Raw genomic sequence first — 24,349 nt, forward strand, 5'->3', positions numbered from 1 at the left:
TCTCTCCTTAGGCAGGCTCTCCGGACATCAACCGTCCGATTTCCTCATAATCCGTTTCAGATGTATTGCGTATCCCCATCAGCTTTCCATCACATAGAACAGCTACCCTGTCCGACATTTCAAAAATTTCATCCAATTCTTCCGATATGAGCAGCACGCATGCTCCTCTGTTACGCTGTTCCATCAGTATATTGTTGATTGCTTCCGCCGCTCCTATGTCCAGTCCCCGTACCGGATAAGCTGCAATAACAAGGGCAGGCTCGCAGTGGATCTCCCGGGCTACCAGAAGCTTCTGCTGGTTTCCACCGGACATCATGCTCACCGGCAAATCCATGCCGCCATTTTTTATATCATGAGTTTCGATAAACCTTTCCGTAACAGCCTTTATAGGCTTGCTTCTTAAAAAACCAAACCTGCTGAACTCCGGTTCTCTGAATTTTTTTAATATGGCATTCTGTTTCATGTTCATTCCCGGAATCAGTCCCATTTTTAATCTATCCTCAGGGATAAAGGAAATCCCCATCGATATCCTCTGCTTTGCATTCATTTTAGTAATATCCCTGCGGTTCATCATGATTTTGCCGGATGCAACCTTACGAAGTCCCGCCAGGGCTTCCGCCAGCTCCCTTTGGCCGTTTCCTGCCACACCGGCAATGGCAAATATCTCGCCTGAACGGAGGCTGAAGGAGACATCCTTCAAAGCATCAAGGCCTTTGTCATTTCTGACATGCAGATGTTCCACTTCCAGCAGCACATGGGCATTTTCCTTCGTTGTCTTCCTCACTGTTTTACTCAAAGTCCTTGAGCCCACCACTGCTTTCGTAAGGCGTTCGACGGTCGCATCCCCTGCCGGCATTTCATCTTCCACTCTCCCGCCTTTTAAAACCGTAATCCGGTCTGAATGTTCCATAACTTCATTCATCTTATGGGAAATGAAGATCACCGTTTTACCGTCATCTGCCATTTTCCTCAAGGTTTTAAACATCTCTCTGGATTCCTGCGGCGTCAGCACGGCGGAGGGTTCATCCAAAATCATGATCTCACAGTCCCGGCATAAGAGCTTCATTATTTCCACCCGCTGCTGCTCCCCCACTGAAAGCTGCCATACCTTTGCTCCGGGGTCAACAGCCAGACCGAATTTATCGGAAAATCTGCGGATGGTCTCTTCCATTTTTGCCCTGTTTAGTATGAAGTCGCCCCTTCCCATGCTCAGGAAAATGTTTTCCGCGACACTCAGGGTAGGGATTAGCTCAAAATGCTGATGTACCATCCCGATACCCAGCTCGGCAGCATCCTTCGGACTTTTTATTGATACCTTCTTCCCTTTATAGAAGATTTCTCCCGAATTGGGCTTGTAAATGCCCAGCAATATGTTCATAAGGGTGCTTTTACCGGCTCCGTTTTCTCCTAAAAGCGCATGGATTTCCCCTTTATACAGTCGCAGATTAACATTATCATTGGCCAGAGTTTTTCCAAACCTCTTGGTGATGCCTTTCATTTCCAATAAAATGGTTTTCTCCATGGTTGAACCTCCAATTTTGCCGGGGATACGCAAATATCCCAGAACAAACGGTGACTTTTGGTGAATAAGTATAGCTCCTGTCATCGAAGCTTTTGTACAAAAGTATGGTGGGATGATGCCATGTCTCCAAAATAAAATGGATGGGAACTAGTGTTCTCCATCCATTTGCAAATATGATCATTGTTTGAAAATGGCAAACCCAGCTTGTCCTATGACAAAGGCCAGGTTTCCTTACCAATACAAACACAAAATTGCAATAGAAAGGGACACTATAGCGTAGGTAATTTACGGTTACCACGTAGAGACATCCACACCATATTAGTGGATTTATATAGCCCGTTACTATTTGCTAATATTTAATTTTAAAATAGTTTATCATGACTGTCGCATAATGTCAATCAATGAAACTTCGCTTCCTTCAGCCTTGCAGCGCTGGAATTTCCAGCCTTTCCATGCTGCATAAATATCTGGCCTATCAGAGTTTCAAGCCCATATCCTTTAACTCGTCCTTCACCTCGAGGTACATCCTCTCCCATTCGGGTAAAGGCGTGACAGTGGCCATATCATATGCCTGATCAAACCTCTTGCCCACATATTTTTCAGGCTCCGAGAAGACATGCTCATACTTTTCCAAAAGCTTTAAAACAATCTTATTTGCTTCTTCCCTCGTCATGCCCTGATTTGTAACTGCTTTACCCACTTCGCCCATAAGTCTGACCTCAAGGCCGGTACCGTTGGGCACTTTGCCGTCTGCCGAACCAACACCCTCAAGATGCCCTCCGCTGACGGCAACCACTATGGCATTGGCCGCCACTTCATATAACAACTCCTTCGTCATAGCTCCGCTCTTAGGCCAAATATCACATACGATAATAGCAGGCGCATTTTTAGCAAAGGCTTGGCATAAAACCGATTGCAACCACAAGCAGCCCCTTGCCGTGGTGGCGACATCCCGTATATGTATCGGATGGCACAGGTGGTAGTCTGCCAGGCACACGAGGTTTGCCGCCATAATGGATGCGATCATCACCAGGGTTGCCCCGGGAGCGTCACCTCCCAAACCTCCCACCATGGCACATGCCAGGGAGGCATTTCTCATTCCGTATTCAAGAGAATAAGCTGCTCTGGCCATATTGCCATTGTCTATTATAAGCTCATTGAACAAGGCCACCAGATGTGCGTCACAAGGACGAAGCCCATTGCGATTTGCAGCTGCGATGTCTCCCAACTCAGTAACCGCGCTTTCGGCCGCCAGCAATCCCATACCCGGCCTTCCCACTTCCCTGAGGGCTTTGTGGATATACTTAAGCTCGCGGCAGGTAGCCAGCACCTCTGTGGGATGGTTCCCTTTTACCTTGAATCCATCCACATCAATCAGAGAGCCACAGGTCAAAAGATCGACTATGGGCTCCTTCGCAGAGCTGAGGACATTTTCATAGAATATCTCTTCCGGTGTAGGGCAGCCCGGGTTGCCAGCCCAGATGAGCGGAGCTCTTTTGTCCTCAATGTTTCGGGCATAAAGAGTAACCGCGTCCTTTCCCTCTCCCATTACCAGCTCTTTCTTCATCTGCCTTAAGCCTTCCTCAATTTCATCTTCGGTAAGGTTTATGACGCGGCCGGTGCTTATGTTATATACTCCTGTTTTGCATATAAGTCTTTTGCTTGCTTCAAAAATTAGATCCAGCAACTTGTCATCATTAGGGATCAGAACGTTTTTGTCCCAGGAAAAATCATATTCCTCCACCAGCTCTCTGACCCCGTCTATGATATAATCCAAATCCCAGTCCTCTTTGCTAACCTTAGGACCTGTTTCGCTTCTTTCGCATATCTCCAGGTATTTTTTCGTATCCATTCTCTTCCTCCCATCAAATGCAAAATAAAAAGGGATCCAAACTGCGCTTATAGATACAAGCGAAGCTTCCATTTTCCGTATTCAGCAATCAAATCGAACATTTTGATAGTTTGCTTACGAGAATGTTCGTATTTGCAGATATTGAATGTATTATACCACATTTATAAAGCATTTCAAGAGAAACATAAGTAATTTATATGCTTATAAAACAAGGCCATCAAAACCCAGAAGCTTTTGGTTATTCCCTATACCACTTCTCTTCGGCATGCCCCAGGAGATACAAAAAAGCATAAGCAGGAATTTTGTAAATAGGCACCTTTGTTTTATATGGCAATAAGCCGTAAGAGTCTGATGTCTTTGTCACAACAATTGCAGCCAGAATCTTATCCTTTTCACTGTTTGCCAATTCCACAATGGCATCGTCCTGTTTTATTACCGGATTCTCCCGGTACTTGACCTCTGCAAGAATCCTTCCGTTCGGATAATCCACTACAACATCAACTTCTTTGGGTATCTGCCCGGACTTACGATAATATCCAACACGTGCATGGTAAGGATAGTAGAACGAAGCCAGATGCTTATATACAGCTGTTTCAGCCACAAGCCCCATCTCATCAGGGTTGGATACCAAATCATTAATATCCAGCATTAGGACAGCGTTTCTAATGGCAGCATCGGCTATATAAATCTTTGGAGCAGCTTTCAGTATCATCTTACCGGCCAATCCAACCGGCATACTCCTGTAAATAAAGTTAGCCCTCTCAAGAAATTCAATATAACTGTCGATGGTCGCTCTTGGAGTGCCATCAAGCTCCTTGCTTATCGTAGAAGTATTGATAATGTTGGAAGAATTAAAGCATAAATATAGAAACACCTTTTCTAATATCGCAGAATTCCTTATGTTGAAAAGGCTTGGAATATCCCTTTTGAGTACCTTATCAACCACATCTTCACGCAGTATTCTCTGCGCGTCAAAGTCATCGTTGGAAAGCACAAGCTCCGGGAAACCACCCACCGCAAGGTATCTTGTAAAATGCTTCTGCAAAGGCTCCAGCAGGTGCATGATTTCTTTCTGTGTACTTTCGCTCATTGAAGCAAGGGATGTAGGCTTAACATCAGTGTTCAGCTTGGGAACATCCTTAATGCCGGCTAATTTGCAGTATTCATAGAAAGATAATGTAGGTATCCGGATAATGTTCCATCGCCCAACTCCACTATCTCCGGCACCTTTTTCAATAACCGGACTGGCAGACCCGGTAGCTGTAATGTATATGTCCGGCTTACTATCATAGAACACTTTTAGATATAGCTCCCAATCATCTGCATACTGGATCTCGTCAAAAAACATCCAGCATTTGCTTTCCGGATAAATGTTGGTAGTATAAATTTCTACAAGCTCATCAATGGAGTAAAACTTCAGTATCGGGTGGTCAAAGGAAACATACAAAATAGCCTTTGGCTGCACACCCTTATCAAGCAAACTTTGTATCATCTGATACATGATGGTTGTCTTTCCTACACGTCTGGCCCCGGAAAGCAGTATAAACCTTCTCACTGAAGTATGCTCCAGCCAGCGCATGGACTCATAGTATGCAAAACGCTTAATAGGCTTCGCCATATCCTGAGGCATTGTTCCAACACGCCACCAGGGATTATATGAATATAGCAGCTTAATGACATTTTCTACAGATGTAATTGCCATTCCTTCACCTCATTTTTCTAAATATTATATTTCTACTTATCATTTTTTTCAATATTTATGCTAAATATACTTTGCATATTTTAAATATAAAATGCATATTAAAATTAAAATCAAGTAAGTTTTACTTGATTTTAATTTTCAGCATATATAGAAGAGATCTTATAATGGATTGATGATATTATCGATAGTCTTTGAAGCACCATTGATGGTTATTTGTATGGAAAGTCATCAATAGCCCGTCTTCAAGCCTAATTTGCATAGTCAATGGCTCCTTTATAACCAGGCTTTTTTACAATTTCCATAACGATAATATCATTGCCCGTATGGTAAGCAAACTGTTTGCCTTTAACTTTTACAAGTTCCCTTATAGCTTCCTTGGGATATTCAATCGTTCGGATTAAAGCCACTTCATCAACAAACTTTTTATTACCGTCAATATGGGACTTGATTTCCTCCCTAATATTTCTTCGTTTTTCTTACGCATACTCACTCAATCTCAGATTTTCACCTTTTTAAAAACAAGCCATATGGACAGATATTGTATTACTGCACAATTATGGATGATGATGTGTATCCCAATGAAACTACGTCCTTTTTCCAGTATCACGGCCATTGGTATCCACATTAGCTCCGGCAACAAACCTCCCAAATCTAACTGGGTCAATGCCCTTAATTCCTTCATTCTGTCTGTCCGTGAGGTGGATGTCAGTCAAGCTCCAACACGGGGTCTTAAGCCCTTATGGTGAAAATTCATCCCGACTATCCGGCTCATTTTGTCAAGGTTCAAATCTATCATTAAAGTGAAAGCGTTAGTTTTAGTTTAACTGCTTGCCCCGCTTGATTACACATTCCATCGCGTGAGTAAGACTGTCAAGGGTCGGCACAAGCCGAACGCAGTCTTGCCCTTGACTGGCTTACGAGAGCGATGTATTCTTTCATATGCGGTGCAAATTATGCTGCTTTTACTTCCGGTCTTTTTATATCGCTTATCATCTTTTGTGGGTCGTAAGCTATGTCTTTCGTCAGTATCGCATAAAATATCCGTATTAACTTATTACTCAAAGCAACCAGGGATTGCATTTTCTTCAAGGGCCTTTCCTTCCTAGTCGTATAGTATTGGTGTAAGGCTCGGAATTCCTCATTCTTGGACAGCAAGGGCATAATACCAAATGTCAAATAGTATCGCAGCCGCTTCCTTCCACGTTTGCATATGGTTGTCTGACCCTTATGCTTACCGGAACTGTTCTCTTTGAGACTTAGCCCAGACAGCTTTTGGATCTGCTTTGGATGACTAAATCTAAAGATATCGCCTACCTCCGCTAGAAAGCCTGCAGCTACCACGAGTCCAACACCTTTGATTTCAAGCATCTTCTCAAACCCGGGAATTTGCATTGCCAGCTCCTCAATTAAAGCCATTGTTCTTTCATGCTGTCGCATTTTGCTCTCATAGTCCTCAAGCAACATTGAGAGTTCATTTTCTGCAGATATAAGCCCTTCGGATGTTCCAATAGAAGTCTTAGCGGATTCAAGAAGCCTCACAGCTCTTTTTATTCCTACAGCCCTTATCTTGTGTTTCTTCCAGATGGCTATGATACCTTCAATGCCTTTTTCAACAACCTTTTTGGGTGTCGGGCATTCGTTCAGTATCAACAATGCAGCCTTCCCCTCCCAATCCTCAAATACCTTGGTGAATTCAGGGTAATGGATACATATCCACCGGCTGATACGGTTCCTGACAGCTGAAAGTTCCTTTACTAGCCGCCACCGGCTGTCCATGGCCGACCGTAGCTCCTTGTAAATACCTTCCGGAATATACGGTTCAATATATCTCCCATCCTTAACCAGCATTGCTATGGTTTTTGGGTCTTTACGGTCGTTCTTGGTGGGATTGTTGTCATCCAATTCCTTGCTTTTCTTCACATGATGCGGGTTTACTAGTACAATGCGCATCCCGCTTTTCATAGTATTCTCAGCAAGGTTGAACCAATAGTGTCCTGTCGGCTCCATCCCAAGGATCACCTCGGTAAAGCCTTTGGCTTCCGCTATCTTCCCTGCCCATTCTTTGAGCTTCGCAAACCCTTCAGTATTGTTGCTGAAAATCAACAGCTTCCCATACTCTACGCCTCTGAAATTGAAAGCTCTGGCGTAGTGTGATTCACTACCAACGTCAATTCCGACAATCAGCGTCGTTTCTTTGATTTGCAAAATCTTTTCATTCTGAGTATACTTCATATTGGATGCCTCCTGTGTTTTTGATTTGTGGTTACTTGCGGCAACTCACATTTCAAATTTTACAGTCAGGCATCTATTTTTTCAAAGGCCATTTTGTTTCCTTATAGGAATGCTCCAATAATACATAAGTATTGGGGCATAATTTTCTTACCTCTTCCCATTTCATTCATATCAACACCTTACCGAAATCATTTTTGTACGATAGTATTATTCACTTTCATATATGTTCTTAAATAATAACCGCATATCCCTGTGAGGTATAAATCAAGAGAATGGGAACCCTGTTGAATAATCAGGCTTCTTTGGTGCTCCTAAAATTGTAATGGATGTGTATTGTTCGGTCTTCATATATGTAAATCTTGATTATTGGTCTGACAAGTGCCGTTCTATCAAGGGTTTCAAACTTGGTAAATTTCTTTACATAGTTAATAAAAAACTCCCTTTCTCTACTCATCCTGTCAGACTGTTCTTTTTTGCTGTTTAGTCCCGCAAGTCTCAATGTAAGCCTTTCCCGCTCCGCATTGTATTCCTTAGAAAGCTCAAGGAAACCCGGCTCACTTATTATACCTTTGCATTTGAAGCAAAAAATATGTAAGGTAATATTTGTTGACTGGTATTGGAAAAATTGCTATCATGTAAATATATTGAAATAAGGAGCGTATTGTGAAATGATTATTGCCCTTAACTAATCAAAATACCACAACAAAACGCAACAGTGAAACCTATCTTCGCAAGTAGGTCTATTTGCTTTTATCTTTTTTGTGGTAACGATTTGGGTTAAGGGATATCTTTCACAGTATGTTGCCTGTTTATGGATGAACGCTGCATCATCTTGATGTGGGGTTTATTATACTGCGGAACAGTAAGCTGTATTGGTATTTCTTACCGATACAGCTTTTTTGTTTTGGAGGTGGTTATCGCGTTTAATCATGTTTTCTACAGCACAGGTACTATTAGGAGGGGAGGGATACTATGACTCGGTTTGTTGGCTTCTTGAACAAAATGCTCCATGCAAAGTCTACAATATGAACAATGGCGATTAATTTGCATGGAGCCTATAAGCAATCGCCGGCTTTCATTCCAGCATTTTAATGAAATTGTTCATAATGCAGGCTTTGCTTCCTTAAGATTTAAAATATTTTAAGGAGTGGAGTCGGAATGAAATATGTAAAGGCTGATGATGTTTTTCCAGAAGATTTGCTTAAGGAGATACAGAAATATATTCATGGAGAATTGGTCTACATCCCAAAGCCAAAAGGAGCACGCAAGAGATGGGGTGAATGCTCCGGGATCAGGAAATACTTAAACCAACGTAACAATGATATTCGGGAAAGTTTCCGCAAAGGATATACCATTGACCAGCTCTGTGATAAATACTGTCTTTCCTTTGATAGTGTTAAAAAGATTGTTTATTCCAATAAATAAATTTTAAAAGCTCGCAGGGGGTAATTCCTTGCGGGCTTTTTGTGTAAAAAACAATTAATAGATATTCTCGATATATTGTCAGCAAGCTGCTTCACCTATAATCATTAATAGACACGATAATAACATATGATTTAGGAATGAATTCAGTGAATATGGGTGCATTGATTGTCATGTGCTTTGAATTCTTTCAGAGCAGCAATCCTCCATTTCAATCAGCTTAATTCAAACCGATTTTATATAGGGTTGATTATTATGAGCAGCTTATGCATAAATACATTGATACAGAAGTATAAGCATAAAATTAAAAATGTTGGAATTCTTAGTGATGATATTAGCCAGATTAAGTTAATCCTTCGGGACAGCTATCCGGATGAAGAAAGATTGTTCGCCGTCGAAGGGATTTGGGCACACCAGAAGCTATTGGATGCAAAAATTGAAATTAAAGCTTTCCTCTTCTGCCCTGAATATGTTTATAGCGATGAAGCTGTCGCTTTAGTAGGTTCATTCCTGGATAAAGCTGAAAAAGTTTATATGGTGTCGCAAAGGGTTTTTCAAAATCTTAGTGAAAGGGATAAGCCTGATGGCTTTTTGACTATCGGTAAACTTCCCACATATGACATCGACCAGTGGAATTTTAGAGATGATGCTGTAATTGCAGTATTGGACGGATTGGAGACTCCTGGTAATATAGGCACAATTCTGCGTACATGCGATGGTTCGGGAGTGGATGCGGTTTTTATATGCAACAAAAGATCTCGCATAACCAACTCCAAGCTAATTAAAAGCAGCATGGGTGCGGCATTTGTCATTCCCATTGTTGAATTCAAACATGTAGACGACTGTATAAATTGGCTTGCCGCACACAGCTTTAACATATATTTAGCGGATTCTAACGGAGATAAATCATATAAAGGCTATGAGTATAAAGGAAGGTCGGCTTTAGTTTTAGGGAGTGAACGTTACGGACTATCTGAGCAGTGGTACGGTATTAATCCCAATGTTCTGTCTATTCCGATGTTTGGGATATGTGATTCTCTGAATGTTGGCACAGCAGCTTCCATTATTCTGTATGAAATGTGTTTGAGAAAACGTATGGGAGGGTGCGATAAGGTGACTTCATAAAGAAGTTCTTTTAACCGAACTAGATAAATATTGTGGACATTTATATTTTACAGGTGAGAACAGCAAAGAAAAGATTGAAGTCTTTGTGAAAATAATGCTCTTTACTGCCGTCCCTCCTGGTTCAAGTATAATAAAACGGATCCCCTGGAAAATGACGAGTTTGAACTATCAGCATTTCCATTAAGGTTTTCTTATATTTTTGAATACGATAAGAAATTTATAAAAGTATACGGCAATTACGATTGGAATATCGTCGGAAAGACTCTTAAAGAATGCAAAGCATAAGCAAACTGCAATGATAATATATTGCTGGCAATAGTCAAACTAAAATGTATTCTTTATGGAAAAAATTGCTTTACATGTGCAAGGTGTATTTGGTATAATACTAAGAAAAAAACGATAAATGTGATGATAAGGACGAGTAGATTTTACCCAGCTTATAAGAGATGAAGTGTCAGCGGCTGAGAGCACTTCTAAGCATGGAAAATTGAAAACCACCTTTGAACAGTGCACTGAATTTAAAGTAAGTGTAACCGGTGATTCCGTTATAATCACAATGAGTGACAGCTAAAATTGCTTTATAGCTGTAATTTGGGTGGAACCGTGTGAGTTAACTCTCATCCCATTAGAGGATGAGAGTTTTATTTTTACTCGAAAGGCGGTGAATATGGCTATGAGAAAAATGTTATATATCTCCATATGTCTTACGTATAATGATAACATCATATGCTTCTCAGATTGCTCCGGAAGCATAACCCGTCACTACTCTATCATAAAACAAAAATTATGATAAGGTAGGGATGATATATGAATAAAATTGAGCATGAAAAATTATACAATATAAGGCATACTATGGCCCATGTGATGGCCTATGCCGTCAAGCAAATATTTGGTGAAGTCAAGTTTGGTATTGGACCTGTAATAGAAGATGGTTTTTATTATGATTTTGAACTGCCAAGATCCCTTGTTCCGGAAGACCTGGGTATCATAGAAGAAAAAATGAGGGATATTATTAATAATGGGTATCAAGTCTTAAATGAATCTATCAGTTTTGACGAAGCTCGTCAAATGTTCAATGATCAACCATATAAACTCGAATTAATAAATGAATTGGCGCAAAATCCTGAGAACTCCGGTGTAAGCATATACAGAATCGGAGAGTTCGTTGATTTGTGCAAGGGACCACATGTCGCTTCTCTTAAAGAACTGAATTTGAAAACATTCAAGTTGATGCGGGTTTCAGGGGCATATTGGAAAGGTGATGCAGAGAATCCGATGCTCCAGAGGATATATGGAACAGCCTGGGAAAGACCAGAGGAACTAAAAGCCTACATCGACAAAATTGAAGAAGCCAGCAAACGAGATCACAGAACCCTCGGTACGCAGCTTGACCTTTTCAGTTCTTCTCAAGATATTGGACAAGGGCTTGTTCTATGGCATCCAAAAGGTGCAATGATCCGTTACCTTCTGGAAAAGTTCAGTCAGACAGCACATATTCTTAATGGATATGATTGGGTATATACGCCCCATATAGGCCGAGCAGAGCTTTGGAAAACATCGGGACACCTTCAGTTTTATAAGGAATCCATGTACAATGCCATAGAGATAGATAATGAAGAGTATTACCTAAAGCCAATGAGCTGCCCTTTTCACATAATGATATACAATAGCTCGTTGAGGTCATATAAGGATTTGCCCATCCGGTATGCAGAATACGCAACAGTATACAGATATGAGCTTTCGGGGACACTACAGGGGCTTACCAGAGTACGCGGCTTTACTCAGGATGATGCCCATATAATATGTACACCAGAGCAAGTTCACAGTGAAGTTGTCAAAGCATTAAAGTTTTCTCTATATATTTTAAAATCTTTTGGCCTTAATAACTTTAAAGCCTATGTTGCAACAAAGCCGAAAAAGAAGTCAATTGGAGATGATAAGGATTGGAATGCCGCAATTGAGTCCTTGAAAAATGCAGTTGTTGCAGCAGGCTTGGAATATGAAATTGACGAAGGTGGCGGAGCCTTCTACGGGCCAAAGATTGACCTGAAGCTGCGGGATGCCCTGGGAAGGGAATGGCAATGCAGCACAATACAATTTGATTTCAATCTCCCTGAAAGATTCAACATGAAATATATTGGAGCAGATGGAGCAAAGCATACTCCAATGATGGTTCACAGGGCATTATTCGGTAGTTTGGAAAGATTCTTTGCAATGCTCATAGAACACTACAATGGTGATTTTCCGTTATGGTATGCTCCGGTGCAGATTGGAATTGTTCCTATCAGCAGCAACCATTACGAGTACTGTAAGGAACTATCAAAGAAACTAAAAACAATTGGGTTAAGAGTTAACCTTGATCTGAGCGATGATAAGATGAGGGCAAAAGTTCGCAGGATGGAACTGGAAAAAATCCCAATAGTTCTTATCATAGGAGATCAGGAGGTTGAAAAGGAAGGTTTATCGGTCCGTTCCAGAAAAGAAGGTAACTTAGGATTTATGACGCTAAATGACTTTTTGGAGAAAATCAAACCCGAATTAGATATGGGAGTTCCAAAATATATAATGGATTAGATGTAATGACAGGCAGGAAGCAATTATGTTTCCTGCCTGAGTCAATTTACTGTGCTATATAGCCTAGAAATGAATTCAGCTAATAACGGATGTATTGATTGTTATGTGATGATTAATTTTCAACCCATGGACTTCTTTCCGAATCATTCAAACTCCCTGAACCCCATCTTGAGCCAATCATCCCGGGTTATAGCATTTTTCACCTTAAGCCCGTTTTTCTTTTGAAAATTATGCACGGCAAACTTAAGATCATCCTCATATATTCCCGAAACCCATCCTTTAAAGTAGCCCAACTCCTTCAACCGCATCTGGATTGCCATCACATCGGCCCCCCTGTCCCCCGGATTGATTTCGGTAAATTTTCTACCGAAGGGACCAAAGGACCCATTGACTATCACCACCGGTGTGCCATGGGGTACTATGCTGTAAAGCTCAGCCACATGCTTGTTATGCATCCTGATGCAACCGTGGGTTGCTGCATGACCTATGGAACTGGGCCTGGTAGTGCCGTGAATGCCATATGTACCCCAGGGTACATTCAGCCCCATCCATCTTCCGCCGAAACCTTCGCCCCAGTCGCCCTTGTTGATGATCTTCCAGTACCCCAGCGGGGATGGGGTATCGGCTGTCCCGGAAGCTATAGGGTATTCCTTTATCGGCTTTCCATCCTGCAGGAGATAGAGCTTTTTGTCTTCTATCTCAATAAATATACAGTAGTCTTGCTTTGCCGCTGTTTCTTTCGCACTTTTATTTAAATCCCTCTGGTCGGCATAATCCAGGTAAGCCTGCCAGCCGACCAGAAGTGCCAAAATCGCGCTGAATATAAGGATCAAAAGGTTACGATTCAAAAATAATCACCTCCATAAATATCTATATGTGGAGGTGATTATTCATAGAATTTCTGTTTATTCAGCTTTTATTTCAAACCTGTCGAAATTCACACTGTCCATAAATTGCTCGTTGGTAAAAATAGTTTTTCTGAAGTTCACAAACTCCCTGGTATTCTTATCCAGCCACAAAGGCACCTGTATGTCCAGCTTGGAACACAGATTTACAAGGCAATCCTCCAGCAAATCGGTGTATGACATTTTATGGTCAACCTTTTCCACTGTCGCATGCTTTATGATCTTGGTCTCTTTTATGATCTTTCCTACAAGCTTCAAAAGGCACTTCCCCTTTATACTTGATTTTACTTCATGTTATATTCTAAACCTGCGCCAAGCCTTTATCAATATATAAATATATGTCAGCAGTGGGTATCCTTTATGAGCTTGTATTCAATTGAATCCACAAGGGCTTTCCAGCTCGCATCAACTATGTCTGTGGAAACGCCTATGGTGGTCCATACTTCCCTGCCATCGGTGGATTCTATCAGTACTCTTACCTTGGCAGCAGTAGCAGAGCTTGAATCCAAAACCCTAACCTTGTAATCCGTGAGCTTCATTTCCTTTATCTGAGGATAAAATCTTTCCAATGCCTTTCTTACGGCTTTATCCAAGGCATTTACAGGACCGTCCCCATCGGCGGCCGTAATTTCCTCCTGTCCGTCAACTTCGATTTTTATCATTGCCGATGAGTTGATACCCTCCAGAGAAGGCTCATTTATTATAACCTTGAATTCCCTCAGCTTAAAGAAGTGGTGGTACTTGCCCAGGATCTTTCGCACTTCCAGTTCAAAGGAGCTCTCCGCGCCTTCATACTGGTACCCTTCATGCTCCAGCTCTTTCAGTCTTTCCAGTATAAGAGCAGTTTGCGGGGAGTCTTTTGTAATGCTGCTGTCAACTGCTCTGATCATATGCAGAACAGCACTTCGCCCCGCCACCTCGGACATGAGAAAAGTCCTCTTATTTCCTACCAGTTTAGGATCAATATGTTCATAAGCTACAGTGTTCTTAAGCACCGCATCGGCATGCATGCCGGCTTTGTGGGCAAAGGTGCTCTTTCCGACATAGGGTGATCTTTCATCATGGATGACATTGGCTATTTCACTTATATATCTCGCCGTAGGCGTGAGTTTAGCCATGTTCTCTTCCGGTATGCAGCTGTAATCCATCTTTAACTGCAGATTGGGAATAATGGTGCACAGGTTGGCATTTCCGCATCTTTCCCCAAAACCGTTGATTGTTCCCTGGACCTGAACCGCACCTGCCTCTACTGCTATTATGGAGTTTGCTACAGCCATTCCGTTATCATTATGGGTATGTATACCCACTGCTATGCCAAACTTATTTACAACCTCGGAAGTTATCCTTTGAATATCCGACGGAAAAGTTCCTCCATTGGTATCACAAAGGCACAAGCAATCTGCCCCTGCATCATAGGCTGCCTGAAGGGATTTAATAGCAAACTCCCTGTTGGATTTATATCCGTCAAAAAAATGCTCCGCATCAAATATTACCTCTTTGTTATGCTTCTTGAAAAAAGCTATGGTATCATATATCATTCTTAGATTTTCATCCAGCGTGGTTTTAAGAATATCAAGCACCTGGAAGTCCCAGCTTTTCCCGAATATGGTCACAGCCGGGGTGTCCGCCACCAAAAGGGATTTTACATTGGCGTCTTCCTCAACGCTGACATTTACCCTCCTTGTGCTTCCAAAGGCAGCTATCTTTGCATGCTTGAGCTTTATCTTCTTCACATTCTCAAAAAACTCCAGATCCTTAGGATTTGATCCCGGATTTCCTGCCTCTATATAACTTATTCCGAAATCATCCAAGGCTTCTACAATCTTAAGCTTATCCATAACCGTAAAGGATATGCCCTGGGCTTGTGCTCCGTCCCTTAGCGTTGAATCGTATATATATACCTGTTTCATATAAACACCCCCAATAGAACAATCATGCCTCTAAAGCCGTATTTCATCGGAAATCTCAGGCTGCCCCGGCCTTCTCCGGCCGGTTTAAATCCATCAGTCTCCGTTAAGTCTTTTCAATAAAGCGTCAGGAGGGCTCTCTTTTCTGCACCAGGTAACACAAGCGGCATAGCTATTTTAACCTTTAACCGCTTTATAAGAGGAGCCAAACTGACACTAATAAAACAGCAACCCTATCCGACGGGGATCACAAAGTTTTCATCCAATCCCCGAAGGAAGCAGGTTAGCAACCCAATGCCATAACCATATCGTGCCAAATAATCAATAGGGCTTTTTCACATCTTTTATATACAATATAAAATACACCTTACGCCTGAATTTAACAAGACTCCCGGAGCATATAACAGGCCGTGCAAAGCGTGTAAAGCGCGTCCGGGAGACTTATAAAGTCTGTGTGATTCATCTTTTTAATAGCATATATCTAGTTTTATATCAACGTGCTCATCAGGAGCCGAAATCCAGGACAACAATATGCCGGTCATCAAAGGGCCGCTTTTACTTTTATAATTTCCTCTCCCAATTCGCTTAGTGCCCTGTTGATGACATTCAGGTATGCCTTAATGCTGGCTTCCATGATGTCGGTGCTTACCCCTCTTCCGATAAGCATCTTTCCATCTTTTGACGCTCTTACCGTAACCTCTCCTAAAGCGTCCTTTCCTTCGGTCACCGCTTTAATGCTGTAATCCTGCAGATCAAGGTTAAACCCGACAGCCCGCTCCATGGCGTTGAAGGCTGCGTCGATGGGTCCGTCTCCGGTGGCTGCCTCAGTTATGACATCGCCATTCCTCCTGAGGCTCACCATGGCAGTTGAAATAACCTTGTTTCCGCTGCTTATCTGGAAGCTGTCCAGTTCAAAGAATTCCTGGATGCCCGGAGCCTTTTCCCTCACCAAAGCTTCAATATCCTGATCCAGGATGGTCTTCTTCTTGTCGGCCAGAATCTTGAAGTCATTGAAAGCCCTATTAAGCTCCTCCGGAGAGAGGTTGTATCCCAGCTCCTTGAGCCTTTCCTCAAAAGCATGCCTGCCGGACAGCTTGCCCAGCACCATTGTGTTCTGCTTGAGTCCTATGGACTCCGGTGTCATAATCTCGTAAGTGCTCTTTTCTGATAATACGCCATGCTGGTGAATACCTGATTCATGGGCAAAGGCATTGGCTCCAACAATGGCCTTGTTGGGCTGCACATTAACTCCGGTCATGCTGCTTACCAACCTGCTGATGCTGTAAATCCGGGTAGTATCTATTCCATGGGTTATGTTGTTATAATAATCCTTTCTTGTGCTTATGCCCATTATCAGTTCTTCCATGGCCGCATTTCCGGCTCTTTCACCCAGACCGTTAATGGTGCATTCCGCCTGGGTAGCGCCATTCATGATGGCCGCCAGCGTATTGGCAACCGCAAGGCCCAGGTCATTGTGGCAGTGCACGCTTATATCAACTTTATCGATATCCGGAACATTATTCTTAATGTTCTTGATGAGGTTTCCAAATTCCTCCGGTGTGGCATATCCCACCGTATCCGGTATATTTACCACTGTAGCACCGGCTTTAATCGCCTTATCTATAACGCGGTAGAGAAATTCCACCCTGGTCCTGCTGGCATCCTCAGCGGAAAATTCCACATCACTGCAATAGCGTTTTGCGTAAGCCACCATGGTTTCAACCCTCTGCAGCACCTCTTCTTCCGTCATTCTAAGCTTATATTTCATGTGTATATCCGATGTGGCTAAAAAAGTGTGGATGCGGGGACTTTCAGCATTCTTCACCGCTTCCCATGCCCTGTCGATGTCCTTTTCCAAAGCTCTGCTAAGGCTTGCCACTTTTACCCCTTTAACATTCTCTGCGATGGCCTTTACCGCCTCGAAATCCCCGGGGGATGCGATAGCAAAACCGGCTTCAATAACATCGACCCCCATTTTTGCAAGTCTTTTCGCAATCTCCAGCTTTTCCTGGATATTGAGATTCACTCCCGGGGTTTGCTCCCCGTCCCTCAATGTGGTATCGAAAATCTTAATCCTAACAGGCATACATTCGACCTCCCATACTTCTTACTTCCGTCTTTCTTTTATCATCAATCCCATTACCGGCTCCGATGCAACGGTCAAGTTGCGAAAAAGCGCTTGCTAATCGGAACCGTGTTCTAACTTTAATCTCTGTTTATCAATCTCATATTCATAAATATCTATATATGGGGGACATACCGCCGCTTTAAAGGCAAGAGTTTTACGGAATGTCCCCTGTTTCTTCGGCAAATTATGCAATACGGTGATTACCACTCGCCAATTGCCGGTTTATGTAATAAGCTCACCTCTTCAGGTGATTATTTTTTCAACCAGCTCATCATCTTCCTGAGCTCTGCTCCCACTTTTTCCAATTGATGCTCAGCTTCATTCCTTCTCATAGCATTGAAATGGCAGCGGCCCGCAGCCCTGTTCTCAGTAATCCACTTGCTAGCGAACTCACCGTTTTGGATTTCTTCCAAGACTTTCTTCATTTCCTTCCTTGTCTCTTCGGTTATTATCCTCTTACCGGTCATATAATCGCCATATTCTGCAGTATCACTGATGGAATACCTCATCAGTGAAAAACCACCCTGATTTATCAGGTCCACTATGAGCTTCATCTCATGTATGCACTCAAAATAAGCTATTTCCGGCTGATACCCGGCATTCACCAAGGTTTCAAAGCCTGCCTTCATCAATTCGGTTACACCACCGCAAAGCACTGCCTGTTCACCGAACAGATCGGTTTCCGTTTCCTCTCTGAAGGTGGTTTCAAGAATTCCGGCTCTGCCTGCTCCTATTCCTGCCGCATAGGCTAAAGCATAATCCTTTGCCATCCCGGATGCATCCTGATAAACTGCTATCAACGCCGGAACGCCTTTACCCTCAGTATACTGGCTTCTTACCGTATGCCCGGGGCCTTTTGGCGCCACCATTATGACATCCACATAATCCGGCGGCACTATTAGTTTAAAGTTTATGTTAAAACCATGGGCAAACATAAGCACATTGCCCTTCTCCAGGTTTGGTTTGATGCTGTTTTCATAAATATCGGGCTGAGCTTCGTCCGGCGTGAGTATCATGATGATATCGGCAGCCTTTGCTGCTTCGGCGGTCTCCATCACTTTCAGCCCGTCATCCATTACTTTCTGCCATCTCTTGGATGACTTTTTCAGGCCTACAACTACGTTTACTCCGCTTTCATGCAGGTTCAGCGCATGGGCATGCCCCTGGCTACCATATCCTATAACAGCCACAGTCTTTCCACTCAGCAATCCTAAATTACAATCCCCTTCATAATACATCTTTGCCACTTTTATATCACTCCTCATTATTATTGTTAACTTTTATATACTTATTGCCTCTTTCGATAGCAATTGCACCCGTTCTTACAATTTCCTTTATTCCAAAAGGCTTTAGCATATCCTCCATGGCGGACACCTTTTCATTGTCACCGGAAATTTCAATTGTCAAAGTGCTTTTAGATACATCGACAATCTTTGCTCTGAATATTTCCACCAGCTGGACTATTTCCGACCTGGTGGAAGCATTGGCCCCAACCTTAATCAGAGCCAGTTCCCTGCTGACAGACTCGTGTTCATCCAGCCTTTTTATCTTGATTACATCTATCAGCTTGTTAAGCTGCTTGCATACCTGCTCCACGATGTATTCATCACCGTTGACAACTATCGTGATTCTTGATACTTCCGGGTCCTCAGTTACGCCTACTGCAAGACTGTCTATATTAAAGCCTCTCCTGCTGAATAATCCTGCCACTCTGTTTAATACGCCGGCATGATTTTCTACTAAAACCGATAAAGTATGTTTTGGCATTTCTAAACCTCCAATCCTATAAAAATGCTTTGCTAAAGTGTGGGCTCATCGGGGTCCACAACACATTCCAGCAGGTACGCCCTGTCATCTTCGAACATCCTTTTAAGAGCCATCGTCACTTCTTTATTGCAGGTTATGCGCTCTGCCTTAATTCCATAGGCATCCACGAGCTTCACAAAGTCCGGATTTTCATCCAGAAACACCTGGGAATAACGGCCGCAGTATTTATTCTTCTGCAGTTCCCGAACCATGCCAAGGCGGGAGTTGTTAAAAATGATTATTTTTACGCCCAGCTTATTCTGTTTTATGGTTCCCAGCTCCTGCAAGGACATCTGAAAGCTGCCGTCACCGCCGATCACAACAACCTTTGATTCGGGCTTTCCGATTTTGGCTCCCACCGCAGCAGGCAACCCATATCCCATGGTTCCCATACCTCCTGAAGATATGAAAGTCCTCGGCTTTTTTACCTTCAGGCAGTTAGCCGCCCATATCTGGTTCTGGCCTACTTCGGTGGTTACGATATCATCACAGCCCATCATATCCGACAGGAGGGAGATCACATACTGAGGCTTTACAAAGCTTTGTCCCATGCTTTCATCATAGCGGGAAAAATGCTTTTCCTTTATCTGCGTTATAGTTTCCACCCATTGGTCCACTTCGCCTCTTTCAATAATCCCCAGCAGTTGCCTGAGAATAGTTTTGACATCTCCCACCACGGGGATGGAAACCCCTACATTTTTTCCTATTTCTGCAGGATCAATATCTATGTGGACAATCTTTGCCTTCTCGGCTATTTTATTCACCTTAGCCATTGCCCGGTCGCCGACCCTCGCCCCCATGATGATCACAAGATCCGCATGATGAACGGCATAATTGGCAGCATAAACTCCGTGGGACCCAAGCATTCCGACATTAAGCCGGTGATCCGAAGGGATTGAGCCTATCCCCATAAGCGTCGTAGCAACTGGAATATCGCACTTTTCCACCAATTCCACCAGTTCCTCCGACGCATTGCTGCTGATTATCCCTCCACCGGCGCAGATAACCGGACATTTTGCTGTTCTTACAGCTTCCGCAATCCTTTTTATCTGCATCATGTGTCCTTCATATGTAGGCTTGTAGCCTCTAATATTTACGGATTCGGGATATTCAAAATCCAGTTCCGCGTTCTGCACATCCACGGGTATATCAATAAGCACAGGCCCGGGCCTGCCGGTAGAAGCTATATGAAAAGCCTCCTTGATCACTTTGGGTAGCTCGCAGGCATCCTTTACAAGGTAGCTGTGCTTGCAAAACGGTGCCGTAGCCCCGGTTATGTCGGCCTCCTGAAAAACATCCCTGCCTATGGCGTCTGTCGACACCTGACCGGTGATAGCTACAATCGGTATGGAATCCATATATGCCGTGGCAATGCCGGTTATAAGATTAGTGGCTCCAGGGCCTGATGTAGCTACGCACACGCCGGTTTTGCCGGTCACCCGCGCGTATCCGCTGGCAGCATGGGCTGCACCTTGCTCATGCCTCGTAAGTACATGACGAATTTTTGAGTCCAGGAGTGCATCATAAAAAGGACATATAGCTGCTCCCGGGTATCCGAATATGACATCCACCTTTTCCATTTCCAATGCTTTTATAATCGCCTGAGCACCTGTCAGCTTCATTTCCACCATCCCTTACACCATTGACTGTCAATCTTGCCCGTCTGTATGAAAAACCCCTTCGCTTCCTGCTAAAGCTAATCAGCAGGGACGAAGGGGAATAATATCCTACGTGGTACCACCCTAATTTCAGCGCACCATCGCCGGTACGCCCTCAAAAAGTACAGCCAAGACATACCATATTATGCCTGTAGTCTTGAACAATACTTAAACCTTAACGCAGTTAACGTCGCTGCCTACTTAACCTAAAAGGGGGAGTAATGTTCAGCAGCGAAGCTCCGGAACGAGTTATACATACAGCCAGCGTGCCGGTTCGCACCACCCACCGGCTCTCTTGAACACCTAAGCCGCATCTTTATTCCTTCATGGCCTTTACAGATATTTTTGTTTAAATATAATTGTTATTAATTCTATCAATCGCATATTGGTATGTCAACACGTTTTTTTACTGTTATAATATTGAATTTTTACGTTTTATTTTTTTCTTGAAGTCACAAAAAGACCTTGCTGTCTGTCTTTCCTTCTATCTTCCCTATTCCATAACCATAACAAAAAGACTGGTACATGCTGTTTATGATGAGTTTCCTAAGAAGAGTCCTCTCCTCCTTATCAAGCCCTTTATCCGTCACCATTATGAAATCCTTGGTTCTCTCATCAGCTATCAGCTTTATGGCTTCCCGGGTACCGGACAGGTCGTTCTCCAGCTTCTCTCTAGCTTGTCTCAGATATTCCTTTATAGTTTTTTCAAATTGGTTAGTGCTGTACTCATTTATGCTACCCATTTCTAATACCTCCGGAATATTATATGTATAAAAGTATCGACTAACATTCAGATAAATTGTCTCCATTTTATACATATATTATTATTGCCCGGAGGCAAAGAGTTACACTTCTGTGACATTTATCCGGCATGCGCCATGCATGCGCACATTCTAAATGCCAGGTGCCGGCCATAAGCCCCCTTATCACCGAAACGGTGCAAAGATGTTTTAGAATATAGATTTCAGCGTGTTACCAGTCCATCCTTTATCTTGGCAGCCAGGCGTATCTGCACGGTTTCTGTCTTGCCCTTTGATAAGTGGGTCACATTTATTATGTCGCCAGGCTTCTTGGAGTAAATGTAGCATCTCAAATCCATCATAGTATCCATCTTTCTGCCATCGACACTGGTAATTATGCATCCTTCCTTTATTCCACTTTTATAGGCAGGCCCGGCTTTATCCACCTGAACCACATAAATGCCGCTGTCCAGTTTATAGTTGTTATCCATATAGGTTATCGCCTCCCGGTCATAGGCAAATATCCCCATATATGGCTCATTAAACTCTCCATTCTCAATCAACTGCGCCAATATCGGCTTGGCTACGTTTATCGGCACTGCAAACCCGATAGCTTCGGCAGACGTAACCTTAACGGTATTTATGCCTATAACCTCCCCCTTGGAATTCAGCAGGGGCCCTCCGCTGTTACCGGGATTTATGCTGGCATCCGTCTGAATAAGGTCTTCCATATAGTTGTTATCGATTTCTATCGTCCTGTTCAAAGCGCTGATGATGCCTGAAGTGACAGTCCTTTGAAATTGAAGCCCCAGGGGGTTTCCTATAGCTATCGCAGTTTCCCCTACCTGCACATTGTCCGAATCCCCAAGCTTTATGGTCGGCAGGTCCTTTTGGTCTATCTTGACTATGGCCAGATCCAGCACAGGGTCGGACCATACGGTGGTACCATCAATATTTCTGCCGTCTATAAGGGAAATAACAATCCTCTTGTTTTTTCCACCGGCCACATGATGGTTTGTAAGAATATAACCATCCGATGTCACAATAACTCCCGAGCCGATGTTCCAATTTTCTGCGGTATTCCGTTCATAGATGGAATTGCTGTCCACTTTCAGCACAGAGACCCCTACCACCCCAGGAGTAGCCGTTTTTGCTACGGCAGCCACCACAGACTCTGAAGCAGCGGGCACTTCCACCGCAATTTGCTGTGGGGCGGGCAAATTATTTATATCCTGCTCAATCTGTGGACTTCCCGGAGTAGTTAAATACCTCTGTGCCAGGAGCATTCCTGCATAGAGCATCACGATTCCCACTCCCAGGGAAGTTATCAGCGCCGTTATGAATATTTTGAAAAAGCCGCCTCTTTTTCTTTCTTCAAACATTTAATCACCCTTATCCACAAGTTTTGACTTTATTGTGTTAGTATTATCTGTAGAACAAAAAAAAGAATACACGGCCCAGCCTAAGCGCTGGAAATCAAACCGCATATCCTTTTTCACATCATCGACTTGACTTAACAAAACAAAAATTTTGATATTTTAAAGTAAGAATCTACCGCAAAACAGTAAAGTGCAATTATATTGCACAACAAGAGTATTTGCCCCGCCAAAGGCAAGGCATTGATTGCGAAGGCTGAAACGGCAGCCGTTTTTTTATCTTCCGGATTCAACTCATTTCTGACAGCCTTTATTGCTCCAATCCGGACTTTAATATCTTTTTAACGCTTTTTTCAAACTTGGTTCTGGGCAGCATTACCTGGTGCTGACATCCCAGGCACTTTATTCTGAAATCGGCTCCTGTCCTTGTGACTTCCCATTGCTTGCTCCCACAAGGATGGAGCTTTTTGAGCTCGACGATATCACCGATGCAAAATTTATCTGCCACCTGCATCACCCCCGTCATCATTTTTCCCGTCAATAGCGACTCTGGATTTATCTAGAATTGCAAACCCTGCTTTTCAAATTCTTCCTTTACAAGCTTCCTTATCCTTCTTTCCACTTCCCACTGCTCATTGGGCAAGGTTTTGGCAATTACCCTCATAACCATCCCGGATTTGTCCATGTTGGTAATCCCCAGCAGTTTGGGCTCCTCCGTAAAGATATCAAACTGGCTTTTCACCATGCGGCACACATTGTTTACCGCATCAAAGGCTTTGTTTATATCGCTGCTGTAAGCAACGGGAATATCCACAATAACAGCCTTGTTTCCCCTGGTATGGTTAATCACCTTTTTTATTTGACTGTTAGGTATGATATAAAGGTCTCCGTTGGTATTGCGCAGCCTGGTGACTCTTAATTCCATCTGTTCAACAGTGCCGGTCAGGCTGTCAACGGTTATCGTGTCTCCTACACCGTACTGATCTTCCATTACAATGAAAAATCCGGATATCACATCCGATATAAGGCTCTGGGCGCCCAAGCCTATCGCAACACCGCCTATACCGGCAGTTGCCAGCACCGACTTCATACCGAGCCTGTCGGATAGTATGATAACTCCTGCCAATATGTATACCGCATATTTGAAAATACTTATAACCAGAGTGGTAATTGTATCTATCTTTTTTTCTCCGGCGTTATATTTAAAAGCCTTTTGCTTCTCAAAAAATTTCCTGATCAGAAATCCACCTATTCTTACTATAACAATGGAAGCCAGTATTATCAGTATTATGCTCAGGAAATTCGCCAGAGCATTAAATATTCTGGTCCCCAATATATCCGTTAATTTGCCGGTAATCTCTTCCAAGCTGGAATTCATTGGCTCCTCCATCTACAAATTA

At 43.0% G+C, this 24,349-nt stretch carries 21 protein-coding genes, 1 riboswitch and 2 other annotated features; of the genes, 3 read left to right on the top strand and 18 right to left on the bottom strand.

Features of this window, described 5'->3' with window-relative positions; all coding sequences use genetic code 11:
• Nucleotides 1-7 precede the first annotated feature (7 nt).
• The 7 genes from CDO33_RS18665 to CDO33_RS18690 form a co-directional block, all read right to left on the bottom strand.
• Nucleotides 8-1,522, bottom strand: coding sequence for an ABC transporter ATP-binding protein (locus CDO33_RS18665; protein ID WP_103081934.1), 1,515 nt, complete (start codon nucleotides 1,520-1,522; stop codon nucleotides 8-10).
• A gap of 252 nt (nucleotides 1,523-1,774) precedes the next feature.
• Nucleotides 1,775-1,877, bottom strand: a riboswitch (purine riboswitch).
• 120 nt (nucleotides 1,878-1,997) lie between these two features.
• Nucleotides 1,998-3,374, bottom strand: coding sequence for a monomethylamine:corrinoid methyltransferase (locus CDO33_RS18670; RefSeq protein ID WP_161496544.1), 1,377 nt, complete (start codon nucleotides 3,372-3,374; stop codon nucleotides 1,998-2,000).
• A gap of 238 nt (nucleotides 3,375-3,612) precedes the next feature.
• Entirely contained in the window at nucleotides 3,613-5,076 is a 1,464-nt protein-coding gene (locus CDO33_RS18675) for an ATP-binding protein (protein ID WP_103081936.1), read from the bottom strand.
• A gap of 248 nt (nucleotides 5,077-5,324) precedes the next feature.
• The gene (locus tag CDO33_RS18680) at nucleotides 5,325-5,483 is read right to left on the bottom strand and encodes a hypothetical protein (protein ID WP_242974824.1); all 159 of its coding nucleotides are present in this window, start codon (nucleotides 5,481-5,483) and stop codon (nucleotides 5,325-5,327) included.
• Nucleotides 5,484-5,572: 89 nt separating this feature from the next.
• Nucleotides 5,573-5,758, bottom strand: a complete 186-nt coding sequence (locus tag CDO33_RS21000; RefSeq protein WP_133158780.1) for a hypothetical protein — start codon at nucleotides 5,756-5,758, stop codon at nucleotides 5,573-5,575.
• A 269-nt stretch (nucleotides 5,759-6,027) separates the two neighbouring features.
• Nucleotides 6,028-7,308, bottom strand: a complete 1,281-nt coding sequence (locus tag CDO33_RS18685; protein ID WP_103083326.1) for an IS110 family RNA-guided transposase — start codon at nucleotides 7,306-7,308, stop codon at nucleotides 6,028-6,030.
• A gap of 292 nt (nucleotides 7,309-7,600) precedes the next feature.
• The gene (locus CDO33_RS18690; RefSeq protein WP_133158807.1) at nucleotides 7,601-7,762 is read right to left on the bottom strand and encodes a DUF4368 domain-containing protein; all 162 of its coding nucleotides are present in this window, start codon (nucleotides 7,760-7,762) and stop codon (nucleotides 7,601-7,603) included.
• Between the two features lie 704 nt (nucleotides 7,763-8,466).
• On the opposite strand from CDO33_RS18690, the gene CDO33_RS18695 reads away from it, so the two are divergent.
• From CDO33_RS18695 to thrS, 3 genes are all read left to right on the top strand, one after another.
• Nucleotides 8,467-8,733, top strand: a complete 267-nt coding sequence (locus CDO33_RS18695; RefSeq protein WP_103082948.1) for a CD3324 family protein — start codon at nucleotides 8,467-8,469, stop codon at nucleotides 8,731-8,733.
• Nucleotides 8,734-8,985: 252 nt separating this feature from the next.
• A complete protein-coding gene (locus CDO33_RS18700; protein WP_103082947.1) occupies nucleotides 8,986-9,855 on the top strand; it encodes a TrmH family RNA methyltransferase in 870 nt (289 codons plus the stop codon).
• Nucleotides 9,856-10,254: 399 nt separating this feature from the next.
• Nucleotides 10,255-10,483 (top strand) — a binding site (T-box leader).
• 179 nt (nucleotides 10,484-10,662) lie between these two features.
• Nucleotides 10,663-12,429 (top strand): threonine--tRNA ligase, encoded by a 1,767-nt coding sequence (gene thrS / locus CDO33_RS18705; protein WP_103082946.1) that lies wholly within the window; start codon nucleotides 10,663-10,665, stop codon nucleotides 12,427-12,429.
• 143 nt (nucleotides 12,430-12,572) lie between these two features.
• Here the strand turns inward: thrS and CDO33_RS18710 are convergent, their stop codons facing one another.
• The 11 genes from CDO33_RS18710 to CDO33_RS18760 all read right to left on the bottom strand — a co-directional run bounded on the left by CDO33_RS18710 (nucleotide 12,573) and on the right by CDO33_RS18760 (nucleotide 24,327).
• Nucleotides 12,573-13,277 carry a L,D-transpeptidase family protein gene (locus CDO33_RS18710; protein WP_103082945.1) on the bottom strand — a complete coding sequence of 235 codons (705 nt, stop codon included), beginning with the start codon at nucleotides 13,275-13,277 and terminating at the stop codon, nucleotides 12,573-12,575.
• A 57-nt stretch (nucleotides 13,278-13,334) separates the two neighbouring features.
• Nucleotides 13,335-13,592: a hypothetical protein gene (locus tag CDO33_RS18715; RefSeq protein WP_103082944.1), complete on the bottom strand. Its 258-nt coding sequence runs from the start codon at nucleotides 13,590-13,592 to the stop codon at nucleotides 13,335-13,337.
• A gap of 83 nt (nucleotides 13,593-13,675) precedes the next feature.
• Nucleotides 13,676-15,244 carry a citramalate synthase gene (gene cimA, locus CDO33_RS18720; RefSeq protein WP_103082943.1) on the bottom strand — a complete coding sequence of 523 codons (1,569 nt, stop codon included), beginning with the start codon at nucleotides 15,242-15,244 and terminating at the stop codon, nucleotides 13,676-13,678.
• Nucleotides 15,245-15,782: 538 nt separating this feature from the next.
• Nucleotides 15,783-17,327 carry a 2-isopropylmalate synthase gene (locus CDO33_RS18725; RefSeq protein WP_103082942.1) on the bottom strand — a complete coding sequence of 515 codons (1,545 nt, stop codon included), beginning with the start codon at nucleotides 17,325-17,327 and terminating at the stop codon, nucleotides 15,783-15,785.
• A gap of 293 nt (nucleotides 17,328-17,620) precedes the next feature.
• On the bottom strand, nucleotides 17,621-18,616 hold the full coding sequence (ilvC, locus tag CDO33_RS18730) for a ketol-acid reductoisomerase (RefSeq protein WP_103082952.1): 996 nt from the start codon (nucleotides 18,614-18,616) through the stop codon (nucleotides 17,621-17,623).
• A 7-nt stretch (nucleotides 18,617-18,623) separates the two neighbouring features.
• Nucleotides 18,624-19,136, bottom strand: coding sequence for an acetolactate synthase small subunit (ilvN, locus tag CDO33_RS18735; protein WP_103082941.1), 513 nt, complete (start codon nucleotides 19,134-19,136; stop codon nucleotides 18,624-18,626).
• Nucleotides 19,137-19,168: 32 nt separating this feature from the next.
• Nucleotides 19,169-20,797: a biosynthetic-type acetolactate synthase large subunit gene (gene ilvB, locus CDO33_RS18740; RefSeq protein ID WP_103082940.1), complete on the bottom strand. Its 1,629-nt coding sequence runs from the start codon at nucleotides 20,795-20,797 to the stop codon at nucleotides 19,169-19,171.
• A gap of 80 nt (nucleotides 20,798-20,877) precedes the next feature.
• Nucleotides 20,878-21,170: a binding site (T-box leader), on the bottom strand.
• Nucleotides 21,171-21,285: 115 nt separating this feature from the next.
• A complete protein-coding gene (locus CDO33_RS18745) occupies nucleotides 21,286-21,576 on the bottom strand; it encodes a hypothetical protein (RefSeq protein ID WP_103082939.1) in 291 nt (96 codons plus the stop codon).
• Between the two features lie 221 nt (nucleotides 21,577-21,797).
• Nucleotides 21,798-22,955, bottom strand: coding sequence for a S1C family serine protease (locus CDO33_RS18750; protein ID WP_103082938.1), 1,158 nt, complete (start codon nucleotides 22,953-22,955; stop codon nucleotides 21,798-21,800).
• Between the two features lie 304 nt (nucleotides 22,956-23,259).
• Entirely contained in the window at nucleotides 23,260-23,463 is a 204-nt protein-coding gene (locus CDO33_RS18755; RefSeq protein WP_422678837.1) for a DUF951 domain-containing protein, read from the bottom strand.
• A 45-nt stretch (nucleotides 23,464-23,508) separates the two neighbouring features.
• Nucleotides 23,509-24,327 (bottom strand): mechanosensitive ion channel family protein, encoded by an 819-nt coding sequence (locus CDO33_RS18760; RefSeq protein ID WP_242973981.1) that lies wholly within the window; start codon nucleotides 24,325-24,327, stop codon nucleotides 23,509-23,511.
• Between the last annotated feature and the right edge of the window lie 22 nt (nucleotides 24,328-24,349).

Source organism: Clostridium thermosuccinogenes, assembly GCF_002896855.1.
GTDB classification, from domain to species: domain Bacteria; phylum Bacillota; class Clostridia; order Acetivibrionales; family DSM-5807; genus Pseudoclostridium; species Pseudoclostridium thermosuccinogenes.

What these genes read in the sequence shown, in the direction of transcription:
- CDO33_RS18700 (WP_103082947.1), top strand. Translation starts at nt 8,986, where the DNA reads ATGAGCAGCTTATGCATAAATACATTGATACAGAAGTATAAGCATAAA.
- CDO33_RS18690 (WP_133158807.1), bottom strand. Translation starts at nt 7,762, where the DNA reads ATGAGTAGAGAAAGGGAGTTTTTTATTAACTATGTAAAGAAATTTACC.
- CDO33_RS18685 (WP_103083326.1), bottom strand. Translation starts at nt 7,308, where the DNA reads ATGAAGTATACTCAGAATGAAAAGATTTTGCAAATCAAAGAAACGACG.
- CDO33_RS18695 (WP_103082948.1), top strand. Translation starts at nt 8,467, where the DNA reads ATGAAATATGTAAAGGCTGATGATGTTTTTCCAGAAGATTTGCTTAAG.
- ilvB (WP_103082940.1), bottom strand. Translation starts at nt 20,797, where the DNA reads ATGAAGCTGACAGGTGCTCAGGCGATTATAAAAGCATTGGAAATGGAA.
- CDO33_RS18750 (WP_103082938.1), bottom strand. Translation starts at nt 22,955, where the DNA reads ATGTTTGAAGAAAGAAAAAGAGGCGGCTTTTTCAAAATATTCATAACG.
- CDO33_RS18665 (WP_103081934.1), bottom strand. Translation starts at nt 1,522, where the DNA reads ATGGAGAAAACCATTTTATTGGAAATGAAAGGCATCACCAAGAGGTTT.
- thrS (WP_103082946.1), top strand. Translation starts at nt 10,663, where the DNA reads ATGAATAAAATTGAGCATGAAAAATTATACAATATAAGGCATACTATG.
- CDO33_RS18755 (WP_422678837.1), bottom strand. Translation starts at nt 23,463, where the DNA reads ATGCAGGTGGCAGATAAATTTTGCATCGGTGATATCGTCGAGCTCAAA.
- cimA (WP_103082943.1), bottom strand. Translation starts at nt 15,244, where the DNA reads ATGAAACAGGTATATATATACGATTCAACGCTAAGGGACGGAGCACAA.
- CDO33_RS21000 (WP_133158780.1), bottom strand. Translation starts at nt 5,758, where the DNA reads ATGAAGGAATTAAGGGCATTGACCCAGTTAGATTTGGGAGGTTTGTTG.
- CDO33_RS18675 (WP_103081936.1), bottom strand. Translation starts at nt 5,076, where the DNA reads ATGGCAATTACATCTGTAGAAAATGTCATTAAGCTGCTATATTCATAT.
- CDO33_RS18725 (WP_103082942.1), bottom strand. Translation starts at nt 17,327, where the DNA reads ATGCCTGTTAGGATTAAGATTTTCGATACCACATTGAGGGACGGGGAG.
- CDO33_RS18760 (WP_242973981.1), bottom strand. Translation starts at nt 24,327, where the DNA reads ATGAATTCCAGCTTGGAAGAGATTACCGGCAAATTAACGGATATATTG.
- ilvN (WP_103082941.1), bottom strand. Translation starts at nt 19,136, where the DNA reads ATGCCAAAACATACTTTATCGGTTTTAGTAGAAAATCATGCCGGCGTA.
- CDO33_RS18670 (WP_161496544.1), bottom strand. Translation starts at nt 3,374, where the DNA reads ATGGATACGAAAAAATACCTGGAGATATGCGAAAGAAGCGAAACAGGT.
- CDO33_RS18745 (WP_103082939.1), bottom strand. Translation starts at nt 21,576, where the DNA reads ATGGGTAGCATAAATGAGTACAGCACTAACCAATTTGAAAAAACTATA.